Source organism: Agrobacterium salinitolerans, from assembly GCF_027498475.1.
Lineage (GTDB): Bacteria > Pseudomonadota > Alphaproteobacteria > Rhizobiales > Rhizobiaceae > Agrobacterium > Agrobacterium salinitolerans.
The window spans coordinates 304512-326749 of sequence record NZ_JAPZLN010000002.1 but is presented as its reverse complement, the minus strand read 5'-3'; the positions used below and the strand labels follow the sequence as shown (position 1 = coordinate 326749).

21 protein-coding genes are annotated in these 22238 nt (G+C 60.2%); 11 read left to right on the top strand and 10 right to left on the bottom strand.

The features are described from left to right. Positions 1 to 205: 205 nt before the first annotated feature. Together gltX and lysS are read left to right on the top strand one after the other, a co-directional pair. Positions 206 to 1663, top strand: coding sequence for a glutamate--tRNA ligase (gltX, locus tag O9X91_RS10295; protein WP_142911936.1), 1458 nt, complete (start codon positions 206 to 208; stop codon positions 1661 to 1663). 247 nt (positions 1664 to 1910) lie between these two features. Further along, entirely contained in the window at positions 1911 to 3410 is a 1500-nt protein-coding gene (gene lysS / locus O9X91_RS10290; protein ID WP_004445220.1) for a lysine--tRNA ligase, read from the top strand. 175 nt (positions 3411 to 3585) lie between these two features. On the opposite strand, the gene O9X91_RS10285 is transcribed toward lysS, so the two are convergent. Beyond that, positions 3586 to 4485 carry a hypothetical protein gene (locus O9X91_RS10285; RefSeq protein ID WP_162520356.1) on the bottom strand — a complete coding sequence of 300 codons (900 nt, stop codon included), beginning with the start codon at positions 4483 to 4485 and terminating at the stop codon, positions 3586 to 3588. A 314-nt stretch (positions 4486 to 4799) separates the two neighbouring features. On the opposite strand from O9X91_RS10285, the gene O9X91_RS10280 reads away from it, so the two are divergent. From O9X91_RS10280 to O9X91_RS10260, 5 genes are all read left to right on the top strand, one after another. Then, a complete protein-coding gene (locus O9X91_RS10280) occupies positions 4800 to 5690 on the top strand; it encodes a metal ABC transporter substrate-binding protein (protein ID WP_162520335.1) in 891 nt (296 codons plus the stop codon). Beyond that, positions 5687 to 6592, top strand: a complete 906-nt coding sequence (locus O9X91_RS10275) for a manganese/iron ABC transporter ATP-binding protein (RefSeq protein WP_162520336.1) — start codon at positions 5687 to 5689, stop codon at positions 6590 to 6592. Before O9X91_RS10280 ends, O9X91_RS10275 begins: the two co-directional genes overlap by 4 nt. Continuing rightward, positions 6573 to 7433: a metal ABC transporter permease gene (locus tag O9X91_RS10270; protein ID WP_137411597.1), complete on the top strand. Its 861-nt coding sequence runs from the start codon at positions 6573 to 6575 to the stop codon at positions 7431 to 7433. The genes O9X91_RS10275 and O9X91_RS10270 overlap by 20 nt, the downstream gene beginning before the upstream one ends. Beyond that, positions 7430 to 8284 carry a metal ABC transporter permease gene (locus O9X91_RS10265; protein WP_137411596.1) on the top strand — a complete coding sequence of 285 codons (855 nt, stop codon included), beginning with the start codon at positions 7430 to 7432 and terminating at the stop codon, positions 8282 to 8284. The genes O9X91_RS10270 and O9X91_RS10265 overlap by 4 nt, the downstream gene beginning before the upstream one ends. A gap of 212 nt (positions 8285 to 8496) precedes the next feature. Then, entirely contained in the window at positions 8497 to 8670 is a 174-nt protein-coding gene (locus O9X91_RS10260; RefSeq protein WP_003499086.1) for a DUF1328 domain-containing protein, read from the top strand. A gap of 58 nt (positions 8671 to 8728) precedes the next feature. Here O9X91_RS10260 and O9X91_RS10255 read toward each other — a convergent pair whose 3' ends face one another. Beyond that, positions 8729 to 9460 (bottom strand): SDR family oxidoreductase, encoded by a 732-nt coding sequence (locus O9X91_RS10255; RefSeq protein WP_142911938.1) that lies wholly within the window; start codon positions 9458 to 9460, stop codon positions 8729 to 8731. Between the two features lie 199 nt (positions 9461 to 9659). Here O9X91_RS10255 and O9X91_RS10250 point away from each other — a divergent pair, with 199 nt between their 5' ends. After that, positions 9660 to 10433 carry an IclR family transcriptional regulator gene (locus O9X91_RS10250; protein WP_142911939.1) on the top strand — a complete coding sequence of 258 codons (774 nt, stop codon included), beginning with the start codon at positions 9660 to 9662 and terminating at the stop codon, positions 10431 to 10433. Positions 10434 to 10540: 107 nt separating this feature from the next. On the opposite strand, the gene tal is transcribed toward O9X91_RS10250, so the two are convergent. Then, on the bottom strand, positions 10541 to 11506 hold the full coding sequence (gene tal, locus O9X91_RS10245) for a transaldolase (protein ID WP_142911940.1): 966 nt from the start codon (positions 11504 to 11506) through the stop codon (positions 10541 to 10543). 193 nt (positions 11507 to 11699) lie between these two features. On the opposite strand from tal, the gene O9X91_RS10240 reads away from it, so the two are divergent. Next, positions 11700 to 12716 (top strand): sugar-binding transcriptional regulator, encoded by a 1017-nt coding sequence (locus tag O9X91_RS10240; RefSeq protein ID WP_142911941.1) that lies wholly within the window; start codon positions 11700 to 11702, stop codon positions 12714 to 12716. Between the two features lie 188 nt (positions 12717 to 12904). On the opposite strand, the gene O9X91_RS10235 is transcribed toward O9X91_RS10240, so the two are convergent. Beyond that, positions 12905 to 13777: a methylated-DNA--[protein]-cysteine S-methyltransferase gene (locus O9X91_RS10235; RefSeq protein ID WP_077985031.1), complete on the bottom strand. Its 873-nt coding sequence runs from the start codon at positions 13775 to 13777 to the stop codon at positions 12905 to 12907. A gap of 132 nt (positions 13778 to 13909) precedes the next feature. Then, positions 13910 to 14392 carry a DUF2244 domain-containing protein gene (locus tag O9X91_RS10230; RefSeq protein ID WP_077985032.1) on the bottom strand — a complete coding sequence of 161 codons (483 nt, stop codon included), beginning with the start codon at positions 14390 to 14392 and terminating at the stop codon, positions 13910 to 13912. 37 nt (positions 14393 to 14429) lie between these two features. Between O9X91_RS10230 and nth the strand changes: the two genes are divergently transcribed. After that, a complete protein-coding gene (gene nth, locus O9X91_RS10225; protein WP_142911942.1) occupies positions 14430 to 15212 on the top strand; it encodes an endonuclease III in 783 nt (260 codons plus the stop codon). Here nth and O9X91_RS10220 read toward each other — a convergent pair. Then, positions 15174 to 15911 carry a sulfate transporter family protein gene (locus tag O9X91_RS10220; protein ID WP_142911943.1) on the bottom strand — a complete coding sequence of 246 codons (738 nt, stop codon included), beginning with the start codon at positions 15909 to 15911 and terminating at the stop codon, positions 15174 to 15176. The two genes, nth and O9X91_RS10220, sit on opposite strands and share 39 nt — an antisense overlap. Before the next feature lie 300 nt (positions 15912 to 16211). Here O9X91_RS10220 and O9X91_RS10215 point away from each other — a divergent pair, with 300 nt between their 5' ends. After that, positions 16212 to 17045, top strand: a complete 834-nt coding sequence (locus O9X91_RS10215; RefSeq protein WP_142911944.1) for a MurR/RpiR family transcriptional regulator — start codon at positions 16212 to 16214, stop codon at positions 17043 to 17045. Positions 17046 to 17257: 212 nt separating this feature from the next. On the opposite strand, the gene O9X91_RS10210 is transcribed toward O9X91_RS10215, so the two are convergent. The 4 genes from O9X91_RS10210 to O9X91_RS10195 form a co-directional block, all read right to left on the bottom strand. Beyond that, positions 17258 to 18832, bottom strand: coding sequence for an FGGY-family carbohydrate kinase (locus O9X91_RS10210; RefSeq protein ID WP_162520357.1), 1575 nt, complete (start codon positions 18830 to 18832; stop codon positions 17258 to 17260). Positions 18833 to 18892: 60 nt separating this feature from the next. Beyond that, a complete protein-coding gene (locus tag O9X91_RS10205; protein WP_142912104.1) occupies positions 18893 to 19612 on the bottom strand; it encodes an HAD family hydrolase in 720 nt (239 codons plus the stop codon). Between the two features lie 7 nt (positions 19613 to 19619). Next, positions 19620 to 21104 (bottom strand): mannitol dehydrogenase family protein, encoded by a 1485-nt coding sequence (locus tag O9X91_RS10200; protein WP_142911946.1) that lies wholly within the window; start codon positions 21102 to 21104, stop codon positions 19620 to 19622. 125 nt (positions 21105 to 21229) lie between these two features. Beyond that, the gene (locus tag O9X91_RS10195; protein WP_142911947.1) at positions 21230 to 22228 is read right to left on the bottom strand and encodes an ABC transporter ATP-binding protein; all 999 of its coding nucleotides are present in this window, start codon (positions 22226 to 22228) and stop codon (positions 21230 to 21232) included. Between the last annotated feature and the right edge of the window lie 10 nt (positions 22229 to 22238).

The window sequence follows — 22238 nt, the reverse complement described above, 5'->3', positions numbered from 1 at the left end:
CCGCCGCCGTGCGAAGCCGCGTCGCCTTCGTATTTCCTTGACGCCTGCGGTAGAATATGGCCTAAGCCGAAGCCGAACGGGAATGTGTAAAAGACGCTTTCATTGTGCCTTCCGACATGATTTCCTGCCGCATCCAAACGAAAACAACGTGACAGACGGGTGAAGCCGCCCCGATGTCACTGCCACGTCACGACGAGTGAATTTCATGACCACTTCCGGCGTTCGCGTCCGCATTGCCCCTTCCCCCACCGGCGAGCCGCATGTCGGCACCGCCTATATCGCCCTGTTCAACTATCTCTTCGCCAAGAAACACGGTGGCGAGTTCATCCTGCGCATCGAGGATACCGACGCCACCCGCTCGACCCTCGAATATGAGCAGAAAGTGCTGGAAGCCCTGCGCTGGACCGGCCTCACCTGGTCGGAAGGCCCCGATGTCGGTGGCCCTCACGGCCCCTATCGCCAGTCCGAGCGCAAGGCCATGTATTGGCCATATGCCGAAGAACTTCTCGAAAAAGGCCATGCCTTCCGCTGTTTCTGTACGCCCGAGCGGCTGGAGCAGATGCGCGAAGCCCAGCGCGCGGCCGGCAAGCCGCCGAAATATGACGGCCATTGCCTCAACCTGAAGGCCGAGGAGGTGACCGCCCGCGTTGCCGCCGGTGAAGCGAACGTCGTGCGCATGAAAATTCCGACCGAAGGGTCGTGCGATTTCCATGACGGCGTTTATGGCGACGTGTCGATCCCGTGGGATTCCGTCGACATGCAGGTGCTGATCAAGGCCGACGGCATGCCGACCTATCACATGGCCAATGTCATCGACGACCACCTGATGAAGATCACCCATGTGGCGCGCGGCGAAGAATGGCTGGCATCTGTGCCCAAGCACATTCTGCTTTACCGTTATTTCGGCTGGCAGGAGCCGGTGTTCATGCATCTTTCGCTGATGCGCAACGCCGACAAGTCGAAGCTTTCCAAGCGGAAGAACCCGACCTCGATCTCCTATTATTCTGCGCTCGGTTACCTGCCGGAAGCGCTGATGAACTTCCTTGGCCTGTTTTTCATCCAGATCGCCGAGGGCGAAGAGCTTCTCACCATGGAAGAGCTCGCCGCAAAGTTCGACCCGGAGGCGCTTTCCAAAGCCGGCGCCATTTTCGACATCCAGAAACTGGACTGGCTGAACGGCCGCTGGCTGCGCGAAAAGCTCTCGCCGGAAGAGTTCATTGCTCGCACACTGGAATGGGCGATGGAGAATTCCCGCCTGACCGAGGGCCTGAAGCTTGCCCAGAGCCGCGTTTCCAAGCTCGGTGAGCTGCCGAACCTTGCCGGCTTCCTGATTTCGAGCGACGTTGGCCTGACGCCCGCCTCCTTTGCCGGTCTCAAAAGCAAGCCCGAGGAAATCCACGAAATCCTCACCACTGTTGCCACCGATCTGGAAAAAATGCCTGATTGGAACGTAGAAGCCATCGAGGCCGAACTGCGCGATGTCGCCGAACGCACCGGCAAGAAACTGCGTGTCGTCACCCCGCCGCTCTTCGTCGCCGTCTCCGGTTCCTCGCGCTCGCTGCCGCTATTTGACAGTATGGCACTGCTCGGCCGCTCCGTGGTGCGCCAGCGCCTGAAGGTCGCTATTGCCGTTGTGGCCACGATGGTTGGCAGCGGAAGCTGATAATTTGGTGTTGGCGTTCACGCCGGCATTCTGAAATATACCCCTCTGCTTGGGGTACCCCCCCTCTGCCCTGCCGGGCATCTCCCCCTCAAGGGGGGAGATCGACAAGCGGCTGACACCTTGCCCATGGAACGGGCGGACGCGGCATCTGATCTCCCCCCTTGAGGGGGAGATGTCCGGCAGGACAGAGGGGGGCCCCGAGCGCAAAGGGTAACCGCAACGAACAAGCCCGCTTAAGGCAAAAAACATGACCGACACCAAGACCGAAACCACCGCCCTTTCCTCCGACGCGACAGAAGTGCGCCGCCAGAAACTTGCGCTTCTGCGCGAGCAGATCGGCGACGTCTATCCGGCGCATTTCCACCGCACGATGAGCAATGCCGAGCTGGCGGAAAAATATGCTGATATCGAAGCCGACGTCGAAACCGGCGATACGGTGACGGTGGCGGGGCGCGTTTATTCCTCGCGCAATTCCGGCATGTTCATGGATATCCATGACGCCTCCGGCAAGGTGCAGATCTTCTCTCACAAGGATACGACGCCGGAAGCGGCGCGCAACCTGCTGCCGATGATCGATATCGGCGACATCATCGGCGTAACCGGCAAGGTGCGCCGCACCAAGCGCGGCGAACTGACAATCAACGCCGAAGAAATCACCATGCTCACCAAGTCGCTGCTGCCGATGCCGGAGAAGTGGCACGGCGTCTCCGACATTGAGCTGCGTTACCGCAAGCGCCACCTCGACATCCTCTCTAACGAGGAATCCAAGCTGCGCTTCCTTCAGCGGTCGAAGATTCTCTCCGGCATCCGCCGTTTCATGGAAGCCGAAGGTTTCCTCGAAGTCGAGACGCCGATGTTGCAGACCGTTTATGGCGGTGCGACGGCTGATCCGTTCAAGACCTTCCACAACACGCTGAAGATGGACATGTATCTGCGCATTGCGCCGGAACTGTTCCTGAAGCGCACGCTGGTATCGGGCCTTTCCGACAAGGTGTTCGAAATCAACCGCAACTTCCGCAATGAAGGCGTCTCCACCCGGCACAATCCTGAATTCACCATGATGGAGTGCTACTGGGCTTACGCTGATTACGAGGACATCATGGGTCTCGTTGAGCGGCTGTTCGAGACGCTCGCGATCTCGCTGCATGGCACCACCGAGGTGGAATTCCAGGGCCAGACGATCTCCTTCAAGGGCCCGTTCAAGCGCGTGCCGATGCCTGATGCGGTAAAGGAAGCAACCGGTATCGACTTCCTCGCCATCAAGACCGACGAAGAAGCCCGCGCTGCCGCCAAGGCTGCCGGTTTTGCCGTCGAGAAGGACTGGACCTGGGGCGAATGCCTTGCTTTCATCTTTGAAGAAAAGGTCGAAGGTACGCTGATCCAGCCGAGCCACGTCACCCATTTCCCGAAGGACATCTCGCCCTTCGCCAAGGAAGTGCCGGGCGAACCGCGCCTTGTCGAGCGTTTTGAGAGCTATTGCAACGCCTGGGAAGTGGGCAATGCCTTCTCCGAACTCAACGACCCGGAAGAACAGCGCCGCCGCATGGTGGAACAGCTGGAGCAGGCCCATGCCCGCGGCGAAAAGGACAAGCAGCTGGACGACGAGTTCCTTGACGCCATCGACCAGGGCATGCCCCCCGCCGGCGGCCTCGGCATCGGTGTCGATCGCCTGATCATGCTGCTCACCAACGCCCCGTCGATCCGCGACGTCATCCTATTCCCTGCCCGCCGCAACAAGGCGGATTGAGGGGATAAAGCCAGGCGGCCGAAAAGCCGCCTGCTTCAAATGAGAGTCTTATGCCGTTTCGATCAATTTAAACCGGACAGCGGTGGGACAGGCCCGACAATGACGGTCGAGTATAACGGACCAAGAGAGCAAGACAGCCTGGATGTCAAACAACATCCCATCGCGGCCGCTATCTTTAATGCCCCGGAGTCCCCACACCCGGCTCTTCCGCAGCGACATTCTCACTCGCTGCTGCCTTCTCCTCCGCCGCCTGCGCGGTCGTCGAGCCCTTTCCGAAGATCAGTGATTTCAGATAGGACAGGCTGAAGACGCTGCCGCCGCTGGCTTCCGGCGTCGAGGTCAGAAGTTCGTCGGCAGCCGGTTCGCCATGCGCTTCGGGAGACGGAGTTTCACCGTGGGGTTCGGGTGTCGTTTCGTCATGACCAGGCTCTTTCGGCGCAGCACCATGTTCCCCGCCGGCCTCACCCTTGCCTTCGCCGTGAGCTGTGGCGGACTTGGTTTCGTGGCCGCCCGCTTCCGGCTCCGTGGCGGGCGTCGCGCAATCAGCCAAATCGCTGAGGCTTGCCGCCAGCGCCTCGGTATCTTCGAGCGGCAGATCGATGCGCAGGCCGTAAAACTGGCCGCTGCCATTCGCCGCGCCGTCATAATAGAAGGCGGAATAACGATGGGCATCCGCGCCTTCGGGAATCTTTGCCGGATCGGGAATGAAGACCACCTGCGCGGCAATGGCGCGGCCGCGCATTTCCGAACGCAGTTGCGGACCGTTCTGGTCCAGCACGGAAACCTGCACCAGATCGGGTTTCTGCTTGTCGTAAACCGCCCTTGCGACACGAAGCGCCGTCTTCAGCCGCTCTGCGCCGTCACCGCCCTGGGTGCGAATGAATTTGCGGACCCATAGGGAACCGTTCTTGCGGATATTGACCGTCTGGACCGCGTCGCAGGAAAGCCCGTTGGTAGAAGCGTAGGATGGACCGAGCAGCCGCTCGCTGCCGATAAAAACGGCAGCAGAGCCGGTCGCACCCGCCAAAAGCAGGATCCCGCCTCCAATCATAACGAGCTTGCGCGAAAACCGCATTCGTCCGAATACAGCTTTCACCCGCAACATCCTGACATCAAGTACCCCGTCTTACGCCCTCACCCCGAAACGTGGCTCGAAGAATGAGGAACACACGCGGGACGAGCTCCGGACCACGCTGTCCGAGCCTTGCGATAGTGCCGCTTTCTCATTGAAAAAAGTTTAATCCCATAGGCACAAGACCGGCAAAAACGCGCCAATTTCGGACATTTCCGAAATGCACTATTTTGCGAATGATTTGCAATAGCGTTGACATCTGTGATTTTATAACAGATGGTATTGCGAATTAATCGCAACAAAATCTGGTGAGCCCTGTGAACTTCCATAAAATCCGCCACGCCATTTTCGCTTTTTCGCTTTTCCTTCCCGGTGCTGCCCTCGCTCAGGAAAAACCGACCGTCGTGACGACCTTCACCATCATCGCCGACATGGCGCGCAATGTGGCGGGCGATGCGGCCGAGGTGGAAAGCATCACCAAGCCGGGTGCTGAAATTCACAACTACCAGCCGACACCGCGCGATATTCTCAAAGCTCGCAAGGCTGATCTGGTGCTTCGCAACGGCCTCAATCTGGAATTGTGGTTCGAAAAGTTCCTGGCCAACCTCTCCGGCGTGCCGAGCGTGACGGTGAGCGAAGGCGTGGAGCCCATGGCCATCAGCGGCGGGGCGTACCAAGGAAAACCCAATCCGCACGCCTGGATGTCCCCCGATAACGCCTTGATCTACGTGGAAAATATCCGCAAGGGCCTGACGGATATCGACCCTGCCCATGCGGATGTCTATGCCGCCAATGCCAAGGCCTATTCGGACAAGATCAGAGCCACCGTGCAGCCGATCCGCGACACGCTTTCCGTTCTGCCTGAAAACAAGCGCTGGTTGGTGACGAGCGAAGGCGCGTTTTCCTATCTCGCCCGCGATTTCGGCCTGAAGGAACTGTTCCTGTGGCCGGTCAATGCCGACAGCCAGGGCACACCGCAGCAGGTGCGCGGCGTGATCGACGCCATGCGCGAACACAATATCCAGGTCATCTTCAGCGAAAGCACGGTTTCCGCCGATCCCGCCCAGCAGGTGGCCAAGGAAACCGGCGCGGCCTATGGCGGCATCCTCTATGTGGACTCGCTGAGCGAGGCGGACGGCCCGGTTCCGACCTATCTGGACCTTCTGCGCGTCACCAGCGAAACAATCGCCAAGGGGCTGTCTTCATGAGAATGGGCAGTAAAAAAGCCGGCGGCCTGACGGTTCAAAATGCGACAGTGACCTATCGAAACGGCCACACCGCATTAAGAAATGCCAGCTTTTCCATCCCCCGCGGAACGATCACTGCACTTGTCGGCGTCAATGGCGCCGGCAAATCCACTATTTTTAAGGCGATCATGGGTTTCGTGCCTTTGGCCGCCGGTTCCGTCTCGATCTTCGACCTGCCGGTGAAGGAAGCACTCAGGAAAAACCTCGTCGCTTATGTACCGCAGGCCGAGGAGGTGGACTGGAGTTTTCCGGTGTTGGTCGAGGATGTGGTGATGATGGGCCGTTATGGCCACATGAATTTCCTGCGCATCCCGTCGAAACGCGACCACCAGATGGTCGAGGAGGCGCTGAAACGCGTCAACATGCTCGACTATCGCAAGCGGCAGATCGGCGAGCTTTCCGGCGGGCAGAAGAAGCGGGTGTTTCTCGCCCGCGCGCTGGCGCAGGAGGGTCAGGTGATCCTGCTGGACGAGCCGTTCACCGGTGTCGATGTGACGACGGAAGAGCAGATCGTCGCGCTTCTGAAAGCGCTGCGTGACGAAGGCCGTGTCATGCTGGTTTCCACCCATAATCTTGGCAGCGTGCCGGAATTCTGTGACCGCGCGGTCTTCGTCAAGGGCACGGTGCTGGCATCGGGCAAGACGGCGGACACCTTCAACGAGGAGAACCTGCAAAAGGCCTTCGGCGGCAGCCTGCGCCACTTCGTGCTTGGCGGGGCAGACCTGCATGACGACGCCGACCCACGCCGGGTGAAGGTCATCACCGATGACGAGCGACCTTTCGTGATCTACGGCAAGAACGGCCAGAACGGGCGCGATCCTGAGGCTCCGAAAGAAAAAGTCGATGATAAGCAGTCTTCTTGAGCCTTTCACTTATGGTTACATGCTGAACGCCATCTGGGTCAGCGCGCTGGTCGGCGGCGTGTGCGGTTTTCTCTCCGCCTATCTGATGCTGAAGGGCTGGTCGCTGATCGGCGATGCGCTTTCCCATGCCATCGTCCCCGGTGTGGCCGGGGCCTATATGCTCGGCCTGCCCTTTTCGCTCGGCGCCTTTCTGTCCGGCGGGCTTGCAGCCGGTTCCATGCTGTTCCTGAACCAGAAGACGCGACTGAAGGAAGACGCCATCATCGGGCTGATCTTCACCTCGTTTTTCGGGCTTGGCCTGTTCATGGTCTCGCTCTCGCCCACCTCGGTGAATATACAGACCATCGTGCTCGGCAATATTCTCGCGATCACGGCGGAAGACACCATTCAGCTGGCGCTGATCGGCGGCATCAGCCTCATTGTGCTGGCGCTGAAATGGCGTGACTTCATGGTGGTGTTCTTCGATGAGAACCATGCCCGCACCGTGGGGCTGAAACCGGAAGTGCTGAAGGTGATCTTCTTCACCCTGCTGGCCGCATCGACGGTTGCCGCCCTGCAGACGGTCGGGGCTTTCCTCGTCGTTGCCATGGTGGTGACGCCGGGCGCCACCGCCTATCTCTTGACCGACCGTTTCGAGCGGCTGATCCTGATGAGCCTCATCATCGGCGCGGCCACCAGCTTCGTTGGCGCCTATCTCAGCTATTTCCTCGATGGCGCCACCGGCGGTGTCATCGTCGTGCTACAGACCGCAATCTTCCTTGCCGCCTTCGTTTTTGCGCCAAAGCACGGCCTGCTCGCATCCCGCGCCAAGGCCCGCAAGGCACTGGAGGAAACGCCATGAACGACACTCTCGAACTCGCCATCCTGCCGTTTCAGCTGCCCTTCATGCAATATGCCTTCATCATCACATTGATGATCGCCGTGCCAATGGCGATGCTCTCCTGTTTTCTGGTGCTGAAGGGCTGGTCGCTGATGGGGGATGCGGTTTCCCATGCCGTGCTGCCCGGCGTGGTGGTGGCCTATATCGTTGGCATACCGCTCTCCATCGGTGCTTTCATCGCCGGCATGATCTGCGCGCTCGGCACGGGTTTCATCAAGGAAAACAGTCGCATCAAGGAAGATACGGTGCTCGGCATCGTCTTTTCCGGCATGTTCGGTCTGGGGCTGGTGCTTTATGTGAAGGTGCAGAGCGATGTCCATCTCGATCATATCCTCTTCGGCGACATGCTCGGCATTGCGCCATCAGACATGCTGGAAACAGGGGTGATCGCACTTTTCGCCACGCTGTTCCTCGGCATCCTGCGCAAGGACCTGTTGGTCAACGCCTTCGATGCGCAGCACGCCAAAGCCATCGGCCTGCCGGTGCGTATCCTGCATTATGGTCTGTTGATGGTTCTGTCGCTCACCGTGGTCGGCGCGTTGAAGGCTGTGGGCATCATCCTTTCGGTCGCCATGCTGGTGGCGCCGGGCGCAATCGCCTTCCTGCTGACCCGGCGTTTTTCCGCTATGCTGCTGGTGGCGATTACGGTAGCGGTCGCCTCTTCGCTTTCGGGCATATGGCTAAGTTTCCTGATCGACAGTGCGCCAGCTCCCACCATCGTCATGTTCATGAGCCTTGCTTTCGTTGCCACCTTCATCCGCACCACCTGGAAGGCCCGGCGGATCGATGCTGCGGGAGAGACAGGCTTCTAGAGCATCTCCGGTGAAAGCCGGTTCACCTGAAATGCTCTTTCTCTTTGCTTTTGCGCAGTCCGAACGCAAAACCGCTAACGCACTTTTGCTGGACATGCTTGAGAACAACGATTTTTGCGGGCGTGTGGAACATTTTCGCCTTTTGCGCGTCATTTTACTGAGCCAGTCGCGGGGCGTCAGGCTCGGGAAAATTATGCAAAAGGGGAAGCACCATGCTGAAGTGGGCTCTTATTTTCTTCGTGATTTCTTTGATCGCAGGCGTATTCGGCTTTACCGGAATTTCGGCGGCCGCAGCGGGCGTGGCCCGCATTCTGTTCTTCATCGCCGTGGTGATCTTCCTGGTCTTCCTCGTGCTTGCACTGATGGCCGGAAGCGCGGTCGTCTGAATGAAAAAAGGCGACCCGGTTTTACGCCGGTCGCCTTTTCTCTTTCCAGTAAAGATAATCAGCCCGTCCAGCCGCCATCGATCACATGGATCTGGCCGGTGGTGAAACCTGCCTCGTCGGAAGCGAGATAGGTGACGAGCGCTGCGATTTCTTCCGGCGTGGCGATGCGGCCCATCGGCTGGCGGGCGATGAAATCTGCGAGCGCCTGTTCGTAATTACCGGTGGCGCGCAGGCGGTCATGCAAGGACGGGCTGTCGACCGTGCCGGGGCAGATGGCGTTGCAGCGAATACCCTTTGTGACGAAATCGGCGGCGATGGCCTTGGTGAGACCCACGACGGCCGCCTTTGAAGCGGTATAGGCGAAACGGTTCGGCACGCCCTTCACACTTGAAGCAACAGAAGACATGTTGACGATCGCGCCCTTGCCCTTTTCCAGCATGCCGGGCAGGAAGGCGCGACAGGTGCGATACATGGCCTTGGCGTTGAGATCGAAGGAGAAATCCCAGTCCTTCTCTTCACAATCAAGAATCGTGCCGGAATGCACGAAACCGGCGCAGTTGAACAGAACGTCGGCATGGCCGATATCGGCGGCGAAATCCCTGACACCATCACCGTCAAGCACGTTCAGAACCCGGGTTTCCGCACCTTTCAGGGTGGAAAGCGCCTGCTCGTTGATATCGGTGGCGATGACGCGCGCGCCGAGCGATATGAAACGCTCCGCCGTCGCCCGGCCGATACCCTGACCGGCGGCGGTGATCACCACTGTCCGGCCGTTAAAATCCTGCACCATGAATAGCCTCCCGCTAAGGCGCGCCCATCCGCCATGGACTGGAACGCTGAATTTGAATGATCTCAAATATGGATCGACAATTCATATGTAAACGCGGTATTCATATGGCGTCAAGCAAACTTGCGCGGATGCGGCGTATCAGGCAACCATATTTTAACGTACCCCGCGGGGCGCACACACAAACCATCATCGAGGCCAGATGACCGACGAAGACAGCGAAAGATATCGCGCTCCCGCCCTCGACAAGGGTCTAGACATTCTCGAACTTCTGGCCCGCACCGATGGCGGGCTGACGCAGATCGAGATCGCCAAGTCTATAGGTAAAAGCCCGAACGAGCTTTATCGCATGCTGGACCGGCTGGTGCGCCGCGGCTACGTACAGCGGCTTGACGGCGACCGGTTCTCGCTTACGCTGAAGATGTTCGGGCTCGCCCATTTCCATGCACCGATACGCCGGCTGGTCTCTTTCGCCGCACCCGTCATGCGCGATTTTTCGGCGAGCGCCGAGCAGGCCTGTCATCTGGCCGTTTATGACCGCGGCAGCGTCGTCGTCATCGCCCAGCAGGAATCCGCCACCTACTGGGCCATGTCCATGCGGGTCGGCGCGCAGATGAGCCTGTTCCACACCGGTTCCGGCCATGTGCTTCTGGCCTTCCAGACAGAGGCGCAGCGCCAGATCATGATAACCGAACAGGTGCGCGGCAGCGGAGAAACAGTGCCGCCCGACCTTGCCAAGCGGCTGCGGCAGGTGCGCAAAAACGGTTTCGAATCCATGGACAGCCTTCAGACCGCCGGCGTGCGCAATATATCCGCACCGGTGCTGACGCTGGACGGGACGGCGCTCGCCGTCATCACCTGCCCCTATATCACGCCGCTCGGCGGCAAGGCCCCGACACGCGAGGCCTGTGAAGCGCTGATCTGCGAGGCGGCAAAACGGATTTCCGAAGTGGCGACCGGAGATGGAAACTCCTGAAACCCACAAAAAAACGCGACCGGCAGGGACCCGATCGCGTTTTGAGTGACTGGAGATTTATATCTCTTAAACGTCAGGGGAACGTGGATGGTTCCCCCCTTTTTGTATCAGGCCGCAGCCAGCGTCAGTTCCTTGCGGACCATTTCGCGCAGCGTCACCAGATCCTTGGCGAACAGACGGATGCCTTCCGAGAGCTTCTCGGTGGCCATCGCGTCTTCGTTGAGCGCCCAGCGGAATGCCTTCTCGTCGAGCGACTGTAGCGGCTCTGCCTTGACGTTGTCAGCCGAAAGCTTGCGCTCCAGCTTACCGCTGTCCTTGTCCAACTCTTCCAGCAGCGCCGGGCTGATCGTCAGGCGGTCGCAACCGGCCAGCGCCTCGATTTCGCCGACATTGCGGAAGGATGCGCCCATGACGACCGTGCTGATGCCATTGGCCTTGTAATAATTGTAGATGCTGCGCACGGAAACGACACCCGGATCGGTCTCGGCGGTGTAGGTCTCGCCGGTCGACTTCTTGTACCAGTCGAGGATACGGCCGACGAAGGGCGAGATAAGGAAAGCCTTGGCTTCGGCGCAGGCAATCGCCTGGGCCTGCGAGAACAGCAGCGTCAGATTGCAGTCGATGCCTTCGGACTGGAGAACCTCGGCAGCCTTGATGCCTTCCCACGTGGAGGCTAGCTTGATGAGGATGCGCTCACGCTCGATGCCGCGCTCCTTGTAGGCCGCGATGATGTGGCGCGCCTTGGTGATGGAGGCTTCTGTATCGAAGGAAAGGTCGGCATCGACTTCGGTCGAAACGCGGCCCGGAACGAGGCCGGCAAGGGCCGCGCCCACCGAAATGGCAAGACGGTCGGCAACGGCTGCAACCACGGCGTCAGACTGGCCGCCCTGCTTCTTGCCCCATGCCACGGCTTCCTTCACCGCGTCGGCGAAGGCTGGCGTGCCAAGCGCTTTGAGAACGATGGTCGGGTTGGTGGTGCAATCCACCGGCTTCAGGCGCGCTACAGCCTCGATGTCACCAGTATCGGCAACAACAGTGGTGATGGCGCGCAGTTGTTCGAGTTTGGACGTCATGGCGAATGATCCTTCATGATCTCTGGTAAACTTGCTCAGCCGTCATTTCGTTCCCGCACCATGGGTGCGCCCAAGGCCGAAATCGCGGTTTGTCCGGCTCCGACTATCGCAAGGCGCGCGGTCGAAAGTCAAGACATTTGCGCATCGCAATTGACATAAGTTTCACGCCTGCGATACTCCGCAAACATAAAGAATGGCGGAAACCGTGGCAAAACTGAGAAGAGAAACCCATACGGCCTATTCGGAAGCGGCGTCTCTGCGGCTGCGCGCCGCATGGCTCTATTATAACCAGGGCATGACGCAAAAGGATGTCGCCGAAAAACTGGGTATCAGCCGCTCCACCGTCATCCGCCTGCTCGATGAAGCGATGAAGCGCTCCGAAGTGCAGATATGGATCAATGAAGGGATCGAGGATTTCGTCTCGCTGGCCGGCCAGCTGGAGGCAGCCTACGGGCTGGACGAGGCCGTCATCATCCCTTCGCCCGACCCGTCTCCCGCCGGCCCATCTGCCACCAGCAAGACAAGCGCGGAAGGCACCGCCAAGGCCGTCGGCCTCGCACTCGGGCAATTCCTCTCCGAAGCGGTGCCGAACGGCGCCACCATCGGCGTCGGCTGGGGCCGCACCATGACCGCCTCGCTCTCCAGCTTTCGCCCGCCGCGGCGGGAAAACTGCAAGGTCGTCTCCCTGCTGGGCGGTATCGTCGCCGTGCACCAGACCAATCCGCTCGATTACACCTGGCGGCTGGCAAGCGCGCTTGGGGCGGAATGTTACATGTTCCTCGCGCCGCTTTTGGTGGATTCGGTCGAGACCAAGCGGGCGCTGATCGAAAAATGCGGGCTCGCCACCCTTTACGATCTCGCCGAAACGCTCGATCTCGCCATCGTCTCCTGCGGCGATATCGGTCCGCATTCGACCTCTTTGTCGGAAGGTTTCATTTCCAAGGCGACGCTTCGAGAACTCATCGACGCCGGCTGCGTCTGCGACACCATGTTCAATTTCATCGACGCCGAGGGCCGCTCGGTCGATCACCCGATCAACCAGCGCGCCATGGCAATCGATCTCGACACGCTGCGCAAGGCCAAACACATCGTGCTCGCCTCCGGCGGCGCCCACCGCGCCATCGCGATCCGCGCCACCATCAAGCGCATCGGGTGCAATACGCTGATAACAGACGAGGCGGCGGCGCGAGCGTTGATGGAGCTGGTTTAGGTGTTGTCGGGCCATTCACGGTCAATATTCGCCCCGCGTCATCCTCGCCCTTGAGGCGAGGATCCACAAGCGGCTTGGTCGTGGATCCTCGGGTCAAGCCCGAGGATAACGTCGCGTATGAAGGGTCCGTGCAATATGCGCCCAGATCAAAGGGATCTAAGTCAGATCGGCAAAGATAATCAATCCAATCACACCTTCCCCGTTTCCCAGCCGAGCATCGCCCGCTTGCGGGTCAGGCCCCAGTGATACCCCGTCAGAGCCCCGCTTTTGCCGACGGCGCGATGGCAGGGAACGACGAAGGAGACCGGGTTTGCGCCGACTGCGGCACCCACTGCACGGGAGGCTGTCGGCTGGCCGATATCACAGGCGATGTGCGAATAGGTAACCGCGCGGCCCATCGGGATCTTCAGGAGGCTTTCCCAGACACGCACCTGAAAATCCGTGCCGAGCAGCACGACGCGCAGCGGCCTGTCCGCCGACCACATGGACGGATCGAAGATGCGCGCGGCGTAGGGCGCGGTCGCTTCGCGATCCTCGACATAGCCCGCATTCGGCCAGCGGCCGGCCATGTCCTCAAAACAGGCCCTTTCCTCACCCGGATCGGCAAAGGCGCAACCGGCAAGGCCACGATCTGTCACCATGACCAGCGCAAGGCCGAAGGGCGAGGTGTGGAAACCGTAACGGATCGTCAGCCCGCCGCCCTTCGCCTTCCATTCGCCGGGCGACATGGCCTCATGGGTGACGAACAGATCGTGCAGCCGTCCCGGCCCCGACATGCCGACCTCGATCGAGGTTTCCAAGAGCGGCAAATCCTCCTCGCGCAACAGCCGCTTGGCATGATCGAGCGTTACGGCCTGCAGGAAGGCCTTGGGCGAAAGGCCGGCCCAGCGAGTGAAGGTCTTCTGCAATTGCGTCGGCGACTGGCCGAGCTCTGCGGCAATGGCTTCGAGGGAGGGCTGCTCGCGATAATCCAGCGTCAAAAGCTCGATAACCCCGCGCACCGTGTCGTAGTCGGATCCGATGGGGGTAATGTCTTCGTTCAACGTAATATTGGCGTTCATCGCAAATCTCCTAACGCTTGACAGGAAACCATCAAAGCGTGTCGGCCTCCACCCGTTTCTTGCGCCGTACTCAGCTTCTATCGAGATACCAGCCTCGAGCCGATAGGAAGAGTTGTAAGCGGAATTATCCGCTCACATCCGCCGCCGCACAGTCGCCAACGCACCGCCGAAAGCCTTGGCGAAGCTTTCACGGTCATCGGGATTGAGAAACGAACCAATATCAGTCGCCCGGCCTTCACCCGTCACATGCATGGAGACGATGCCGATCTCGTCATGCCGCCTGACCCTGAAGCGCGCCCAGAAGGGATTGAAGCGATGCTCCACTATACGCCCAGCCGGCGAAAATTTGCGGATCGACAGGCTGGTACGCGAAACGCTGACCTCTTCCCGCGCCTTCGCGGCCCGGTAATTGGCGCGGAAGGCGGCATAAAGCAGCAGAAAATCCAGTCCGAAGAACAGGCCGACGGGCCATGCCCCGGTGGCGAGGAAAAAGCCGCCATAGACAAGGCAGGCCAGACCGGAGAAAAGCAGGAGCAGCCGGAAACCCCTTCTGCCAAGCGAACGGTGCGGAACGAGTTCCGCCGCGAAAATCGGCTGGTCGTTGAGCGTATCCACGTTGCTTTCCTTTGGGCGGGCTGGCTATAGATAGTCCATGACAATCGCCAAAAAACGATCCAGCACCCAAACATCGAAAAAGTCAAATCCGGCATCCGTCCGCAAGCTGGCGCGGGTGAAAACGGTCTATTCAAAGGATGAGCTGACCGAAATCTTCCGCCGTTTTTCCATTCAGCGACCGGAGCCGAAAGGCGAGCTGGAACATACCAATCCCTTCACCCTGCTGGTGGCCGTGGCGCTTTCCGCACAGGCGACCGATGTGGGCGTGAACCGGGCCACACGCGCGCTGTTCAAGGTGGCCGATACCCCGGAAAAGATGCTGGCGCTCGGCGAGGAAGAACTGATCAGCCATATCAAGACCATCGGGCTTTACCGCAACAAGGCGAAAAACGTTATCGCCCTGTCGCACATGCTGATCGACAATTTCGGCGGCGAGGTGCCGAAAACCCGCGAGGAGCTGGTGACCCTGCCGGGCGTTGGCCGCAAGACGGCCAATGTGGTGATGTCGATGGCCTTCGGCGTGCCCACACTTGCGGTGGACACGCATGTGTTCCGCATAGCCAACCGGCTCTGTCTTGCGCCGGGCAAAACCCCTGACGAGGTTGAAGACCGGCTGATCCGCATCATTCCCGAACAATATCTGTTCCATGCGCATCACTGGCTGATCCTGCATGGGCGTTATTGCTGCAAGGCCCGCAAGCCGGAATGCGAGCGCTGCGTGATTGCCGATATCTGCAAATCGCCGGAAAAGACCTTCGATATTCCAGCACCGCTGGTGGAGTTACCCGCGCAATTGTTCGGTGCGGCCCACGGCGAATGAGGGGTCGCGCCGGCTGACGGCCTTGTGCAGATGTACCATCATCGAGGCGGCAAAAAGCGGCGTCAGCAGATTGAGGAACGGCACCGCCAGAAAGGCCGCTATCACCAGCCCGGCCATGAAGACGGTGGCGCGGTGTTTTGAGCGAAACAACCTCGCTTCGGCGGGCGAGCGGAAACGCATCGCCGCGAACTCGAAGAATTCCCGGCCGAGCAGGTAGCCGTTCACCAGGAAAAACGCGATGAGATTGATACCCGGCACCAGAAGCAGCAACAGCGCGACAAGGTTGCCGGCAATAACGACACCGAAGAACTTGATGGACGACAGAACGGCCTCGCCGACCGGCATCGCGTTGCCCGGCGGATCGTTCGGATAGTTCTTTTTCTCAACCACTTCGGCGACATCGTCGAGAAACAGGCCGGCAATGACGGCGGTGACCGGCGAAATGAGTAGCGCGAGCGCCAGCGCCAGCCCGATACCCGCGAAAATGGCGAAAACGAAGGTCAGCCAGCCCGCCCAGTCCGGCACGCCGGGGATCAGCGCATCCACCCACGGCAGGGCGAAATAAATGAAGATGGAGCGGATGGCGAACCACAGCGCCGCAAGCACGAGAAGCGTGAGCCCCAGAACCTTCCAGAATACCGACCGGGTTTCGGCGGCAAAGAGATTGTGGAAAGCAAGCCTTGCCGCATCAAAAATCATCTGGAACTCCTCGACGCCTTTGGCGCTGAAACACACTTACCAAAACGAGAGATAGGCGCTGCCCATCCGCTCTGCAAGACGGACGGAAAGATGCCAAATGCCCGGATATAAACCGCTGATGGAATTTCTCTTGAATAAAAGGTATCTCTAAAATATGATAATACACCTATTACATTTCGCATTCCGGTCCGGTGGAGGACAAGGCCGGGAAGACCTATCCCCCACCGTCAAGTCGCGGTTCGCACGCTCGTTTGCGCGCGCGCATGCATCATCGTTCAATAAAGATAAAAGAATGAGGCGTTGGTGGAAAAGCTGCTGTTGAACCTTACGCGCGCCATGAAGGCAGGCACCCCTTCGGAGCGCAAGATCGCCAAATATCTGATCGAGCATCTGGACGAATTGCCGTTCGAGACGGCGCAGACGCTGGCCGCCAAGCTCAGCCTCAGTCCGATGACGGTCGGCCGTTTCCTGCGCTCGCTGGGATACCGGCAATTCAGCGATATCCGCGCCGATCTGCGCTATGCCGAAGAAACGGCCAGCACGGAGCAGCCGGCCATGGGCGAGAGCGGCGAACGCCATTCCAGCCCGTTTTCACAGCTTCTGTCGCAGCAAATCCAGGCCATCCAGACGGCCTTCGACATGACCACCCAATCGATCTGGCGGATCGCCATGAACGAGATCGCCACGGCCGGCGATGTTTTTCTGGCAACCTCTCCGGAAGGTCTCGATGCCGGACGTCATTTCTACGGGCGGCTTCTGGAGAGCCGGGGCCATATCCATTATCTCGGCAGCGACAGCGCGGCCTATGTCGCCCTGTGGGATTTCGACCCCGCGCAAGCGCTGCTCGTCATCATGGATTGCGGCGGCGCCCCGTCGCCGCTGCAACGCCTGTCGACAATGGCACGCAAGAGCGGCTACAGGACATTGCTGATCACCACACGCTTTTATGAATGGGGACCGGAAAGCGCCGATCTCTGTCTTGCCATGCCGCAGGCGCAAAATGGCGGCCAGGGCCTGCTGCAACTGGTCTCCCTGCTGGAATTCACCCTTTGTGCGCTCAGCGCCAGCGCCGATGACAGCAGCAGGGCAAGGGCAAAGAACCTCACCGCCCTGAAACGCTCGCTACGCGGTTGATTGCGGCTAGCAGCAGCGGCGGCATATGGATCGAGCGGTTGCCGCGCGTTTCTTTTCCCCGCCGGGGAGACGTCCGCGGCAGCGGGATAAGGGGGCGAGAGTGCGTTCTATCGCTGGCGTTCCCTCTCATCCGACCCTTCGGGCCACCATCTCCCTGGCGGGGAGAAGAAACGCGCGGCACCCGTCAACGCCTGTCATTTGCCTTCAGAAAATCAAAGGCTTTCCAGTTCCTGACGATGCCGGTACATGGCGAGAAAACGACGATAATCCCGCTCATAACGGGGGCCACGCGCCGGATTACCTGATATTTCAGCATTGCCCGGATACATGGCGGCCCCTGCCGCCGCAAGGCTTGCATGCACCCCGCCAGCCGTCGCCGCCGTCATCGCCGTGCCGAGAAGTACCGCATCGGCGGTGGCGGGAACCACGATACGCTTGCCCGTCACATCGGCATAAAGCTCCATCAGCAGCGGGTTCTTCACATGCCCGCCGGTAACGTGCAGACTTTCCACCGCATAACCGAAACGCTCCATGGCGTCGAGCACATGGCGGGCGCCGAGCGCGATGGCGACGGCCGTGCGCCAGTAGAGACGGCAGAGACTGTCGAAAGAGGTATCCAAAGTCAGTCCGCTGATGACGCCGACGGCATGGGGATCGGCAAGCGGCGAGCGGTTGCCGTGGAAATCCGGCAGGACGTGCAGCCGCTCGGCGAAAGCCTCGCCCTCAAGCGCGCGCAATTCCGTTACCCGCGCAACGATGCGGGCATGTAGCGCCGTATCCGGCTCACCGCCTGCCGCATGCATGCGCACGATATGGTCGAGCAGCGCGCCGGTGGCCGATTGCCCGCCCTCCACCAGCCAGTGCCCGGGCAGGATCGCCTGCCAATAGGGGCCCCAGAGGCTGTGGCCGGGCATCTGCCGCTCCGACATGGCCACAAGGCAGCTCGATGTACCGGCGATCAGCGCCACATGCCGTCCCACATCCGCAGACAGGCAGCCGCCTAGCGCACCAAGCGCGCCAGCATAGGCGTCGATCATGCCCGCCGCCACCTGGCAGCCGGTATCGAGACCCAGTTCGGCGGCAGCTTCGGGCGAAAGCGGGCCAATGCTATCACCCGGCATTACCGTGGTCTCCGGCAGCCCTGCCCGCTCTCTCAAATCGGCAAGGCCCGCCAGTTCAAGATAATCCGCCTGCCAGCCGGGATTTTCCTGCGCCAGGAAATTCCACTTCGCCGTCTGCGTGCAATTTGAGCGCTGCGCTGAACCGGTCGCCTTCCAGGTCAGAAAATCCGCCAGATCGAAAGCGAAGCACATGCGCGACCAGCTTGCCGGCATATGCGTCTTCAGCCACATCAGCTTCGGCATCTGCATTTCCGGCGAGACGCTGTTGCCGGCGAAATCCAGCACCCGGTGGCCGGATGCTGTCAGCCGGTCGGCTTCGCCAATCGCCCGGTGATCGAGCCAGACGATAGTGTCGAAGCAGTCTTCGCCGGTAGTAGAAACCGAGACCGGCGCGCCCCGCCCATCGCGGATGACCAGCGAGCAGGTGGCGTCGAAACCGATTGCGGCAATGCTTTGCGATGAAACCCCGGCCTCGGCAAGCGCCGCCCTCACCACGATGCAGACCGCTTTCCATATGTCGGTGGAATCGTGCTCGGCGTGGTTTTCCTGCGGCCTCTGCATCAGGATCGGATGGGTGGATCGGGCAAGCAGTCGGCCCGCCGGATCAAAAACGCCGGCCCGGGCGCTGGCGGTGCCGACATCGACAGCGACGAGATTTTGACGCATCAAGACTGCAGTTCCATCCCTTGCGCAACGACCCGGCGACGGCGGCAGGCAAAATCTGCTTCAGCCCGCATCACGTTCCATTTGGCCGTCAAAACCGCCCTTCCCCACATAGCTTGCGACAAGTTGAACCAAATCCGGCATCGCGTCAAACACCACATTCGCCCCAAGCCCGGCGATCTTTTCACGGAATGCGGGAAAGCGCGCATGCGAACCGCCGGTAAAGGCAAAAACGCCCATGCCCGCCGCCTTTGCGGCGGCAATGCCGGCCGGGCTGTCCTCAATCACGATGCAGTGACGCGGCTCTACGCCCATTTCACGCGCCGCATGCAGGAAGAGGTCGGGCGCCGGCTTGCCGTTCTTCACCATCGTGGCGCTGAAGACATGGGGTTCGAATTTGTCGATCAGCCCGGTCAGCCCCAGCGAATAACGGATGCGCTCCGGCTGGCTTGAGGAGGCCACACAACGCCGCAGCGGCAGGAGCATGTCCAGCGTCTCGCCAATGCCGCCAATCGGCCGAAGCTCGGTGCGGAAACGCTCGAATAACGTCGCCCGCATGTGGTCGAGAAAATCGATGTCCGTCTCGACACCGTAATCCTCAAACAGCGTCGCCGTCATGCTGGCGACGCTGCGGCCGAGAAAGCGCTCATAGGCCTCTTCCTCCCCCATCGCCACGCCGAGATGGGAGAGCATGTCGAGAAGGACCGAAATGGAGACCGGCTCGCTGTCGACGAGAACGCCGTCGCAGTCGAAAATCAAAAGGGGCCCGGTCTCGTCTTCCATTTCGCGGTCACTCTTCAGCCAGCTTGTCATCCAGATAAAGCTTCAAGGTCTTCACCGTGCCGTCTTGCCACAGCGTCTTCAGTGCATGGGCAAAGCGTTTACGGAAAAGCTCCGATTCGGCAACCTCACCGAAAATATCGTCGAACACGAGAAAGGCCATCGGATCGTCCTTGGCCTTGATCGCCGCCGCATGAAGGCGCTCGGCGCTGGCATCGTTGAAGGCGATTTCCTTGCCGCTGTCGGAGGTGCCCTGGAAATAACGGCACCACAGCGCCGAAACCAGCGAAAGGCCGACAATATCCTCGCCGCGCGCCAGCCGGTCGGCGGTGGATGGCAGAATGAATTTCGGCTGGCGGTTGGAGCCGTCCTGCGCCAGGCGCGGAATGGTGTCGCCGATCTTCGGGTTGAGGAAACGGCGCTCGATCAGCGCGAAATAATCGGCGAGATTCGTATCGGGAACCGGTGGAATGACCGGAATGATCTCTTCATTTTCAAGCTTTGCCAGAAATGCCCGGATCAGCGGATGTTCCATCGCCTCATGCACGAAATGAATGTCGAGCAGCGCCGCCGGATAGGCGATTGCCGCGTGGCCGCCATTGAGGATGCGGATTTTCATATGCTCATAGGGCGCGACATCTTTGACGAACTGCACGCCGGCCTTTTCCAGCGCCGGGCGACCGGCGGGGAAATTGTCTTCCATCACCCATTGCTTGAACTCCTCGCAGAAGACAGGCCAATTGTCCTCGATGCCGAAATCGTCGCGGGCGATATTGCGTTCGCGCTCCCCGGTGGCTGGTGTGATGCGGTCGACCATGGAATTGGGGAAAGCGACGTTTTCGCCGATCCAGTTGGCAAAGGCCGGATCCGACAGGGCCGCAAGCCCGACCACCGCATTTTTCGTCACCTTGCCATTATGGGGAATGTTGTCGCAGGACATGACGGTGAAGGGTTGCAGCCCCTTGTCCCGCCGTGCCTTCAACCCGGCGACGATGAGGCCGAACACGGTTTTCGGTGAAGATGGGTGCCGGCCATCCTCGGCAATGGCCGGGTGCTGCGGATTGAAGGAACCGGAAGCATCGATGAAATAACCACCCTCGGTAATCGTCATCGAGACGATACGGATTTTCGGGTCGGCGAGCGTGTCGATGATGGCCTTCGTGTCGCCGACCGTCAGAATGTCGATCATCGGTCCGGTGACGCGCGCGCCGGTGCGGTTATTGTCCTGCTCCACCACCGTGGTCAGAAAATCCTGCGCGGCGAGTTTCTCGCGCATCACCGCATCAGATGGCAGAACCCCCGCGCCGATGATGGCGAAGTCGTGATCCGCACCCGTGTTGAACAGGTCATCCAGATAAACTGCCTGATGGGCGCGATGGAAATTGCCAACGCCGAAATGCACGATGCCGGCGGACAGATCGGCCCGGGAATAGGCCGGAACCGCCGCCGTCTTTCTGGCTTCGTCAAGCGTTGCGAGGGAGAGTTTGCATGTCATGTCACGATCCTCGAAGGGGAAACGTTGGTCTTGCCGATCGCCCTCTTGCCGGGCAATCGGCCTGTCGGAACACCGCCAGCTGCAAGAGGCAGTCAGGCGGCAAAGCTTTTTAGGGTCGCTTTCCCCTAGATCGCCTTGCCCTTGCCATCGAACCTGTGAATCTTGGTCTCATCGGGGGTAATGAAGACGGTATCGCCGTGTTTGCATTCGAACTCGCCATCGGTTCTGGCGGTAATCGGGCCGATGCCTTGGACGTCGAGATGCAGGAAGGTATCGGAGCCGAGATGTTCGGCGACGGTTACCTTGCCCTGCCACAGACCGGCCTCTTTCGACAGCGCCAGATGCTCCGGCCGCACCCCGGCGGTGGTGGCATTCTTGCTGCGGGCATAGTCGCCGGTAATGAGGTTCATGCGCGGCGAGCCGATGAAGCCGGCGACGAAGAGGTTGGCGGGCGAGCGGTAAAGCTCCATCGGCGAGCCGACCTGTTCGATATTGCCGCGGTTGAGGACAACGATCTTGTCGGCCATGGTCATGGCTTCCACCTGGTCGTGGGTGACGTAGATCATCGTCGTTTTCAGCGTGTTGTGCAGCTCGGAGATTTCCAGCCGCATGGTGCCGCGCAGCGCCGCATCGAGGTTGGAGAGCGGTTCGTCAAACAGGAACGCCTTCGGTTCGCGCACGATGGCGCGCCCGATGGCGACGCGCTGGCGCTGGCCGCCGGACAGTTGCGAGGGCCGGCGTTCGAGATAATCGGTGAGGTTGAGAATGCGGGCGGCATCCTCGACCTTCTTGTCGATGACGGCCTTGTCGAGCTTGGCCATCTTCAGCGGGAAGGCGATGTTGTTGCGCACACTCATATGCGGATAAAGCGCATAGGACTGGAACACCATGGCAAGGCCGCGCTCGGCCGGCGCCTTTTCGGTGGCGTCCTTGCCGTCGATGACGATCTTGCCGCCGGAGACGTCCTCCAGTCCGGCGATGAGGCGCAAAAGCGTGGACTTGCCGCAGCCGGAGGGACCGACGAAGACGACGAATTCACCGTCGTGGATATCGAGATCGATCGACGGGATGACTTTCGCCTCACCGAAGAGCTTGGACACGGTCTGAAGGGAAATGCTGCCCATGTTTGTCGTT